Source organism: Anoxybacillus sp. ST4 (assembly GCF_019448545.1).
Classification (GTDB): domain Bacteria; phylum Bacillota; class Bacilli; order Bacillales; family Anoxybacillaceae; genus Anoxybacillus; species Anoxybacillus pushchinoensis.
This window is the reverse complement of record NZ_JAHZOE010000046.1, coordinates 1-10,219: the sequence shown is the minus strand read 5'-3', so window position 1 is coordinate 10,219 and position 10,219 is coordinate 1. Positions and strand designations below refer to the sequence as shown.

The following is a 10,219-nucleotide window of genomic DNA, read 5'->3' as shown; positions in this document are numbered from 1 at the left end:
GTCTTCTGTTGGCAGGCGAAACGATCGATCGAGTTCTTTCCGCTACCTAGGGCATTTTCTATGACCGAAATGCCCTATTTGTGCTGGGCTTTTTTATACACTAGCACTGGGGTGAATAGTTACTTTTGACCTATGTGTCCCAATGACGAAAGTACTAAGTAGCAAAAAGCCCATTTGAAGCGTCTAGAATACTAAAAGAAATGTGCGTTACAACCGCTAATCCGATCAGTCATCCACTTGTTCATCCCCCTCGTTTCCCATTTATTTTCTACATATACACACCTTTCGTTTTTTATTTTCTATACATACAAGTGTCCATAAATCGACAACATAATAAATAGCATAACTTGAGAAAGGAAGAGCAACCATGAAACTACACGGATTTAACAACTTAACAAAATCGCTTAGTTTTAATATGTACGATATTTGTTATACAAAGAGCGCAAGTGAGCGGGAAGCTTACATTGCATATATTGACGAAGTGTATAATGCGGAGCGGTTGACGAACATTTTAAAAGACGTGTCGGATATGATTGGAGCGCACATTTTAAATATCGCCAAACAAGATTACGTTCCTCAAGGGGCAAGTGTGACGATGCTTATATCGGAAAGCCCGATCGAAGTGCCAAAAGAAGAACCGCCTGTACCACAAGCGGTCGTTTGTGCCCTTGATAAAAGTCATATTACAGTGCATACATATCCAGAGTATCATCCGAACGATGGAATTAGTACGTTCCGGGCTGATATTGATGTCGCAACGTGCGGGGAAATTTCACCATTGAAAGCACTTGATTATTTAATTCGCTCATTTGAAACCGATATTATGATCATTGATTATCGCGTGCGCGGATTTACGCGCGACATTTCGGGGAAAAAGCTATTTATTGATCACGATATTACATCGATTCAAAACTACATTCCTGACGACATTCGCAAACAGTACGATATGATTGATGTGAACGTGTATCAAGAACATATTTTCCATACGAAATGTAAATTGCGCGAGTTTGATTTAGATAGCTATTTGTTTGAGCTATCAAAAGATCAACTGACAAAAGAAGAAGCGGACGCTATTACACAAAAATTGCGCATCGAAATGGATGAAATTTTTTACGGAAAAAATATGACGCTACCTAACTAATGTCGATCCAAATGCAATGGTATGTTGCGCGAATAAGCCCTTGTTCCGAAAAACGTTGTTCATATTCATGCATCATTGTTTTAAATATAGACGGCCTTTGGCAATATCGCCCTGTTGTGCTATTGGTTGCACCAATATGGCGAAGGGATAAGAAAAAGTCGCGTACCGACGGAAAATATTCTACTTCCATGCGCTCATCCCCCCGAGCATAAGCGTGCATGTGAAGCCAATCGAAAAACGTCGGAAACGATGGGCCGATACGAACTGGCTCATGAATATGTTGGCTCGCTAAAGCGTAAGCAAATGATGTGTGTAGCTCGTAAAACGTTCGGTTTCCGAATGTGGAGAAAAGCAGTTGACCGCCTTCGTTCCGCTGATTAACAAGTTTAGCAATCGTTCGTTTCGGCTGGACGAACCATTGAAACGTCGCGTTAGAAATGATGATATCATACATTTCGTCGATCGGTGCTTCTTCCACATCTGCACATAACCACGTAATCGGTGCGTCGCCAAGCCTTTGTTTCGCCATTTGAATCATACCTGGGGCGATATCGACAGCTGTTAGCTTCGCATGCGGATAAGCGTTGTGCAACAATTTTGTCAAATATCCTGTGCCGCATCCGATTTCTAAAATCGTTTTTGGTGGACGAGCAATGCGCGCCATTAATTCATGCGCCATCTTTTTTTGTACGTTCGCAAATTGATCGTACGTCTTTGCCCGTTCGCTAAATCGCTTTTGCATCAATTGTTTGTCAATCATTTCTTCCACCGCCTAACCACGTTTGAATCATATGAGCGCACGCATGCGGCTGTGTGATATGAGGAGCGTGTCCAACATTTGGCATAAGCATGAACGTACAATGGTTTGTTCGTTCATCTATGTATTGAGCAGCTTGCGGTGGACAAATGCGGTCGCGTTCCCCGTGAATAAGTAACAGCGGCACGCGAATGCGTTGCAGCTGGTTGCGTACATCTGTTGCAAGCAAGTAGTCTAGTCCAAGCAACAAATCTGGAATATGATGATGCATATACGGAAATGGCTCTGCATCTTCCTTCCCCCATAACATGTCAATAAACGATTGGATCGTTTTGTTTGGTTGGCGTATGAGTTGCGCCTTCATCCGTTCCACAATGCGCGCATGCCACCCCGCATCATAATGTTCTGTCGTCGTAAAGCGGCTCGTACCGCCGATGCATACAAGATGAGTAACATACGGATGCGTCGCAAGCTGCAAAGCAACGAGCGACCCAAGCGACCAACCAATAACGAGCGAAGGGGCGGTTAATGCTTCTTCTGCCTTCGTTAAAAAATGATGAACATCGCGCATGCTTTCCCATTCAACGATCGTGACATCCTTTAGCTGAAGCGCCGCGATAAGCGGAGAAAACACATCGCCTTTCATCCCCCAGCCAGGCAACATCAAGACGTTCATGAGATCAACCCCATTTCTTTTCCGACCGCACAAATATGATCAAGTGCCCAATCGATTTGTTCGTTTGTCATCGTCGCCATAAGGGAAAAGCGAATGCGTGCTGTACCTTCTGGAACCGTTGGGGGACGAATCGCAACCGCGGCAATGCCACGTTCACGCAAGCGCGCACTAAATGCGAGCGCCTTCTCGTTCTCACCAACAATGACCGGTACAATGTGCGTCGTGCTTTCACCAATATGAAATCCGGCCTGTTGAAGACGCGTGCGGAAACGATCGCTTAACGCACGTAAATGGTAACGCCGCATTGGCTCTTTTTGTACAACGTCAATCGCGGCATAAATGGCGCCGAGCACACTTGGAGGTAATGCTGTTGTAAAAATGAATGGACGCATCGTATTGATGAAATAATCAATCAAGACGCGTGTTCCCGTTACATATGCCCCATATACGCCAAGCGCTTTGCTGAATGTTCCCATGTGCACGTCAATATGTTGTGCTAGTTGAAGTTCATATGCCATTCCTTCCCCGTTTTCCCCATATATTCCGCTCGCATGCGCTTCGTCAACAACGAGTAAAGCACCGTACGCCTCTTTTAACGAGACGAGTTCGCGCAACGGTGCAACGTCTCCGTCCATGCTGAAAATCGTATCGGTAACAATTATCTTTCGTTTATGTCCTTCTGCTTTTTTTAATAAAGTTTCTAAATGATCGACGTCAGCATGGCGATAGCGCTTCACTTCCGCCCGACTTAATACAGCACCGTCAACGATGCTCGCATGATTCCATTTATCGCTAAAAATCACTGTATCTCGCCCAGCTAAGGCAGACAAAATGCCGACGTTAGCAGCATATCCGCTATTGACGATGAGTGCAGCTTCACATCCTTTCCAGCGGACGAGTTCAGCTTCCGCTTGTTCATATAACGGATGATTGCCGACAACAAGCCGTGAAGCAGTCGCCCCAACGCCGTATCGTCTCGTCGCTTCAACGCTCGCGTGAATAAGCCGTTCGTCATGAGCGAGACCTAAATAGTTGTTTGATGAAAAATTAAGCATCGGACGGCCGTCAATATGTATAAAACAACCGTTGCTTTCTACTTTGACGAATGAACGTCTTTGCGCTTTTTCCTCCAGTTGTTCAATATGTGCTTGCAACTCCTCCCACAATGCCCCTCTCCCCTTTGTAAACCTCATGAAAAGAAAAGTTTACAAATATCTTATCATACGTTTATTTCTTTTTCCATAATAAATAAACAAAATAAGGCGCGCCAATGAGCGATACGAGCACACCCGCCGGAAGACCATCTGGCTCAATTAAGTTGCGTCCAACTGTATCAGCAAACAATAACAACGCCCCTCCCATTAGCATCGCAACAGGTAAACTTAACTCGTTGCGCGGCCCAACAAGCGCACGAGCCATGTGCGGCGCCATTAAACCGACGAATGCAATGCCACCTGTGACCGAGACGGCGGATGCAGCGAGCGCTACTGCCACTAACAACAAAACAAACCGTTCGCGATCGAGCGACACACCGATGCCGATCGCAACCGGGTCATTGAATTGCAGCACATTTAAACGAGGCGCTTTATATAAAATGAACGGGACGAGAACGATAAGCCATGGCAATAAAGCGAGGACAAACGCCCAATCGAGCCCCCAAATGCCTCCAGCTAACCATTTCGCAATAAAGTCTACTTTCGTACGATCTGCCCCTGAAATGAGTACAACCATCAAGCCAGAAAACGCCGTCGCAAAACCGATTCCGATTAACACGAGTCGAATCGGTTGAAGTCCTGTTTGCTTATTGTATGACAACATATAAATGAGAACGGCTGTCAGTAGCGCACTAAAAAAAGCGACGAGCGGAATAATGTAGGCAAATGATTCCGCTTGAATCGGAATAAATAAAAAGAACAAGGCGACTCCCGCACCTGCTCCAGCGTTAATGCCGACAACGCCAGGATCTGCCAAATCATTGCGCATAACAACTTGCAAAATAGCTCCAGACATCGCTAAAGCCATCCCTGCGAGCAACGTAATAGCGATTCTCGGCAGACGAATAGAAAAAAGAACAAATTGTTCTTTAAACGTTCCTTCACCGAAAAGTACAGGAATCAATCGGTCATAAGATAAAGAAGAATAGCCGATTCCCATGCTGATCACGGCTGTTGTACAGATAAACAGAAAAAGAATGAGCAATATGACGCGCTGTTTTTTCCATAAATGAGGTGCAATCATCGCATGTTTCCTCCTTTGCGCACGACGAAAAGAAAAAACGGAAGCCCCATGACCGCTACAACTGCTACAACAGGCGTCTCATACGGAGCGTGAATCGTTCGTGCAACGGTATCCGCAAACAACATAAACGTTGCTCCAACAATTGCGCTCATCGGCAAAATAAAGCGATAGTCTGTTCCGACAAATGAGCGAACGAGATGTGGGATCATTAAACCGACGAACGCTAAGTTTCCAACGAGAGCTACAGAGGCACCGGCTAACATCATCACAACGAGGAAAAGAATCGTTTTTACACGCGTCAGTTGCTGGCCGAGCCCGACAGCTACGTCTTCGCTCATACTTAAAATCGTTAATTGTCTACTTTGCCAAAAAGCGATAAGCATAGCGAAACAAATGAATGGGGTAACGATTTTCAGTTCATTCCACGTCGTTCCCATCATTCCGCCAGCCGTCCACATCGATACGTCTTTTGATACTTTATATATAAGTCCAATGCCCTCTGCGATCGCGTATAAAAAAGTGGAAATGGCTGCACCGGCTAGCACGATGCGAAACGGTGAAAATGACTTTGCGCCGATGCCAAAGACAAGCAAGCCACCGAGCGACGCACCAAGAAAGCAGGCAAATACGGTTTCGATATAGTTTGCGTCAGGAAAAAAAGCAAACATTGCGGCTAACGCGGCGTTCGCCCCTGCTGTCAGTCCGATTAGTCCTGGATCGGCCAATGGGTTTCTCGTCATCCCTTGCATAATAGCACCCGCAACGGCTAACGCGGCGCCCACAACGACAGCTGCCGCTTCACGTGGGAGACGGACTTCATAAATGATCATTGTTTGTTCGCTTGTCTCTGGCGCTGTCATCGCGAGCCATACATCTTTGATTGTCGTCTCTGCAGCTCCGATTACGATAGAAAAAACAAACATCACTAACCATATGCATAAAGCAAATATAAATTTTTTCAGCATATACATCCTCTCTCTTCTCTCACATAAAGAAAGAGGAATTCGCGACGAACTCCTCTTTTTACTACATTACTCCCCTAAAAAGTGCTTTTTGAAAAACTCAAGCTGATACTCTAGCGTAATTGGATCGTTAAAGTAAAATTCTTTTGCGTTTGCTTCAAAGACGCGATTGTTTTTCACCGCCGGAATATTTTTGTACGTTTCTGTTTCTGTAAACGAAAGGTCGCCATCTGCGTTTTTACTGAAGATGACGTAATCCCCTGCAAATTGCGGAAGCACTTCAAGCGAAATCGCGTAATAGCCATCTTTTAGCGCATGTTCTTCTACTGCTTTTGGCATTTTTAATTTCATTTCTTGATATAAAATTTCTGTTCCACGACCCCAATTGTTACCAAATACATACAATTGCTTATCGAAATTTTCAATGACCGAAACGGTTGCATCTTCGCCAATTTTCGCACGAATGTCTTCGCCAGCTTGTTGCGCACGCTTTTTGAAGTCATCGATCCATTTTTTCGCTTCTTCTTCTTTATTCAATAGCTTTCCAATTTCTAAATGTTGTGTTAAGTAGTCGACTTTTCCGTACGTATATGTGACAGTCGGCGCAATTTCCTTTAATTTATCTAAGTTTTTATTTGTTGAGGCAGCGATAATTAAATCTGGCTCCAACTCGATAATTTGTTCTAAACTTTCATCTGTCACTTCTTTTGCATCCTTTATATATGGCTCATAACGTGGGTTCATTTTCGCCCAAGAATCGACACCGACAATTGGAACATCAAGCGCCATCACACTACCTGCTAAAAATGACGATAACACAACAACGCGCTTCGGATTGGAAGGAACTTCAATTGGACCCGTTTCTGATTCATACGTAATCGTTTTCGGTTCATTCGCTTCTTTTGTTGCTTTCTCTTGTTCGTTTTCTGCCGCTTGGTTACCGCACGCGCTCAAGATGAGGACGAACAAAAGAAGAATGGACATCATTCGCTTGTTCAACATATGCTACATCTCCTTTTATTAAATGATATGTGATACACATCGGTTTGTTTGTTCGAGGGTCGCGGCCGATTTCTGCGTCAATATAAAACACTCGTCTTAATACATCAGGCGTCATCACTTGCTCGCACGTTCCTGCTTGCACGATTTTCCCATCTTTCATGGCGATCATATAGTCCGCAAAACGAGCCGCATGGTTTAAATCATGAAGCACCATCACGATCGTGCGCTTTTGTTCGCGATTTAAACGTTGCAACAATTCAAGCACTTCTAGCTGGTGAGCCATATCTAAATACGTCGTCGGCTCATCTAAAAAAATGATATCTGTTTCTTGCGCAAGCGCCATCGCAATCCATACTCGCTGTCTTTGACCACCTGATAACGAATCGACCGGGCGGTGTTTAAATGCGATCGTTCCAGTCATTTCAAGCGCCCAATCAATGACTTCCACGTCCCGTTTCGTCAGTCGACCAAATCCTTTTTGGTAAGGGAAACGTCCGTATGAAACGAGCTCACCGACGGTTAAACCGCTCGGACTTTCTGGGGTTTGCGGCAAAATCGCCATTTTTTGCGCCAACAATTTCGTATGCTCTTGCGAAATTTGTTTCCCGTCTAAAATGACCGCCCCTTCTTGATGACGAATAATGCGCGTCATCGCTTTTAAAAGCGTTGATTTTCCACATCCGTTCGGTCCGATAATGGTCGTTATTTTTTCATCTGGAATATGTACAGTTAACCGATCGACAATGGTGCGCTCTCCATAGCCAACAGAAAGCTGTTCTGTGTACAACCGCGGCATATATGTTTACCCCCTCGAACGCCTAGTGAACAAATTGATATTGATAATTAATATCAACAAATTTTAAGTTACATGAATTGATTATCATTGTCAATGATTTTTTTCACAAAACCAACTTCACTCGTCCGGAAGTTGGTTTTGTAAGTACGTGTTTTCAAACGCATCGGCATCAAGCGGCTTTCCGAAAACATATCCTTGAATTTCATCGCACTGCAACGTCTCGAGAATATGAAATTGTGACAGCGTTTCTACCCCTTCGGCGATGACGCGCAATTTTAAGTTTTGGGCAAGTACGATAATCGCTTTAACGACGGCCACATCTTCTTTTTCCTTCGTGATCCCGTCAATAAATGGCTTAGCAATTTTTAAACGGTCAATCGGAAATTTACGTAAATAGCTTAAAGACGAATATCCTGTACCGAAATCGTCAATCGAAATGCAAACGCCGATTCGTTTCAACTGTTGTAGTTTATGAATCGTATATTGTTCATTAAATACAGCCACCCCTTCCGTAATCTCTAAATCAAGTTGGTGAGCCGGCAATGACGTTTCACGTAAAACAACATCAATATGTTCAACAAAATTTTCTTTTAAAAATTGCTTTGGAGAAATGTTGACGCTCATGCGAAGGGAGAGCCCGGTTTGCTCGTTCCATCTTTTTATTTGACGGCACGCTTCTTCAATGACCCATTCCCCAATGGCGATAATTTGCCCTGTTTCTTCAGCAATTGGGATAAAGACGCCTGGTGAGATCATGCCGAGCTTTGGATGTATCCAGCGAATAAGCGCCTCCATGCCGATTAATTTTTTTGTTTTTACATCAAATTGAGGCTGATAAAACAACACAAATTGCTTCTGCTCGATCGCTTCATAAAGATCCGTTTCAATCATCGTTTTTTGTGACACCGTCCGATCCATCTCACCGTTAAAAAACTGATATTGGTTTTTCCCTTGCTCTTTGGCGCGATACATCGCCATATCCGCATGTTTCATTAGCGTATCGCTCGTTTCTCCGTCATACGGATACATCGCAACTCCTACGCTAAGCGACACACGTATATCTAAATGTTGAACGGCAATAGGTTGTTTACTAATGGAGACGATGTCATCGACAAGTTGATACACATCGTGAAGGTGATATACAGGAGTGACAATGATAGTAAATTCGTCCCCTCCTTGACGTGCAATGACATGTGTCGGACGAACTTTTTGTTTTAATAACTGTCCAATTTCCACAATGAGTTGATCGCCAACGGCATGCCCAAAATAATCATTAATTTGCTTAAAACGGTCGACGTCAATATACAATACGGCAAGCGAATGACGTTGTTGCTTCGCTTGTTGAAGCGCTTCTTCTAACGATTGAATAAAGGCGCGTCGATTCGGAAGGCCTGTTAAAAAGTCGTGATTTGCCGCGTAAGTCAACTGTTCATTCACTCGTTGTAGCTCATTTGTGCGCATGGCCACTTTTTTCTCAAGCTCATGATTTAACGTTTGCAAACATTGAACGAGCTGTCTATTTTCATGCAATGTGAGCCATTGGCGAATGACAACAAAGCAAACGGTGACGACAACTCCAGCGATGACAATGTGATCAGATGGAAAACGGAAAAAGGCGTAAAAGAGAGGAACAAGGCTCGCATAAGGAAAAAATATTTTTACGTTGGACTTCCATCGTGTCGTTTCTGTCACTTGTATAGTTATATCTCCTTCTTTCGCATACATACCAGATGAGCCGATAAAAAGTAAACTCATTCCCCAAAGTGGATCAAGCCAAGAGTTAGAAACAAACTCAAACTGCATCATTTGAATGAAATACATCGTATCAACGAAAACAAACAAACCGATTCCGAATAAGTTCAACATCCATATGCGGTTTAAACGTGTTAAAAAAATGACAAGGAGAAGAAAAAAAGTAATCGCGAAGTCCAAAAGTGGATAACTGAGCAATACGAGTACATACGCGATCGACACTTGTGAATGAAAGAGAGGCTGCACGACGTACAACCAGCTATATATTGCGAGCATCGTTGTCACAATGAGTGTATCGAATAAAGCTTGCCACATCTTCCATTGCTTTCGCAGGAACATCATCATATAACAAAATGACAAGATATACAAAAAAGAATTCCCTAAATAAAATACGTCGGGCCAACTTGGGAACGGAGGCTCAGCATCATATACAATCCCATAAACGCGATATATACTTTCTGCAATGACATAACAAATCATGCTGACGGTTAACATTCCCCAAAATGTGCTTTCCTTCGTGCGAATGCGACGGTGCGCTTTCCATAGCCAGATGGTTGCTAGAAGTGCTCCACCAATGGAAAAAAATGCGCTACTTATCATCCGCACCGAAGGATGAGTGAAAAATGATAATGAGCTATAGTAAGCAATTGTATATGCGATGATAATACGAAAAGCAAGACGATTCATCACGCTCCCCCTTTCTTGTCTCATCATATGCCGAAAGAAAACGAAAAAATGGGCTGAAAAACTATTCCCATTAAAAATGGGTCAGACTGTTGAAAAACGATTTTGTCAAGGACAAAATCGTTTTTCTTTTGTTAATATGTTAAAGGAAAACTATGAAGAAGGAGAGGTAGAAGTATGTACCGTCCTTTCTCCAAGTCAGAATTGAAAA

At 43.5% G+C, this 10,219-nt stretch carries 9 protein-coding genes; 1 reads left to right on the top strand and 8 read right to left on the bottom strand.

The annotated features are described in order from the left end of the window. Positions 1-367: 367 nt before the first annotated feature. Entirely contained in the window at positions 368-1,141 is a 774-nt protein-coding gene (speD, locus tag K1I44_RS14610; protein WP_219986588.1) for an adenosylmethionine decarboxylase, read from the top strand. Here speD and bioC read toward each other — a convergent pair. The 8 genes from bioC to K1I44_RS14570 form a co-directional block, all read right to left on the bottom strand. Next, the gene (bioC, locus tag K1I44_RS14605) at positions 1,134-1,901 is read right to left on the bottom strand and encodes a malonyl-ACP O-methyltransferase BioC (RefSeq protein WP_219986590.1); all 768 of its coding nucleotides are present in this window, start codon (positions 1,899-1,901) and stop codon (positions 1,134-1,136) included. The genes speD and bioC overlap by 8 nt on opposite strands. Then, positions 1,894-2,574, bottom strand: a complete 681-nt coding sequence (locus K1I44_RS14600) for an alpha/beta fold hydrolase (protein WP_219986587.1) — start codon at positions 2,572-2,574, stop codon at positions 1,894-1,896. The genes bioC and K1I44_RS14600 overlap by 8 nt, the downstream gene beginning before the upstream one ends. Further along, entirely contained in the window at positions 2,571-3,740 is a 1,170-nt protein-coding gene (gene bioF / locus K1I44_RS14595; RefSeq protein ID WP_219986586.1) for an 8-amino-7-oxononanoate synthase, read from the bottom strand. The genes K1I44_RS14600 and bioF overlap by 4 nt, the downstream gene beginning before the upstream one ends. Before the next feature lie 61 nt (positions 3,741-3,801). Continuing rightward, entirely contained in the window at positions 3,802-4,812 is a 1,011-nt protein-coding gene (locus tag K1I44_RS14590; RefSeq protein WP_219986585.1) for a FecCD family ABC transporter permease, read from the bottom strand. Then, a complete protein-coding gene (locus K1I44_RS14585; RefSeq protein WP_219986584.1) occupies positions 4,809-5,783 on the bottom strand; it encodes a FecCD family ABC transporter permease in 975 nt (324 codons plus the stop codon). The genes K1I44_RS14590 and K1I44_RS14585 overlap by 4 nt, the downstream gene beginning before the upstream one ends. 60 nt (positions 5,784-5,843) lie before the next feature. Next, positions 5,844-6,776: an iron-hydroxamate ABC transporter substrate-binding protein gene (locus K1I44_RS14580; RefSeq protein WP_370628018.1), complete on the bottom strand. Its 933-nt coding sequence runs from the start codon at positions 6,774-6,776 to the stop codon at positions 5,844-5,846. Continuing rightward, entirely contained in the window at positions 6,712-7,572 is an 861-nt protein-coding gene (locus K1I44_RS14575; RefSeq protein WP_219986583.1) for an ABC transporter ATP-binding protein, read from the bottom strand. The genes K1I44_RS14580 and K1I44_RS14575 overlap by 65 nt, the downstream gene beginning before the upstream one ends. Before the next feature lie 117 nt (positions 7,573-7,689). After that, complete coding sequence (locus tag K1I44_RS14570) at positions 7,690-10,011, bottom strand: putative bifunctional diguanylate cyclase/phosphodiesterase (RefSeq protein ID WP_219986582.1); 2,322 nt, start codon at positions 10,009-10,011, stop codon at positions 7,690-7,692. Positions 10,012-10,219 lie beyond the last annotated feature (208 nt).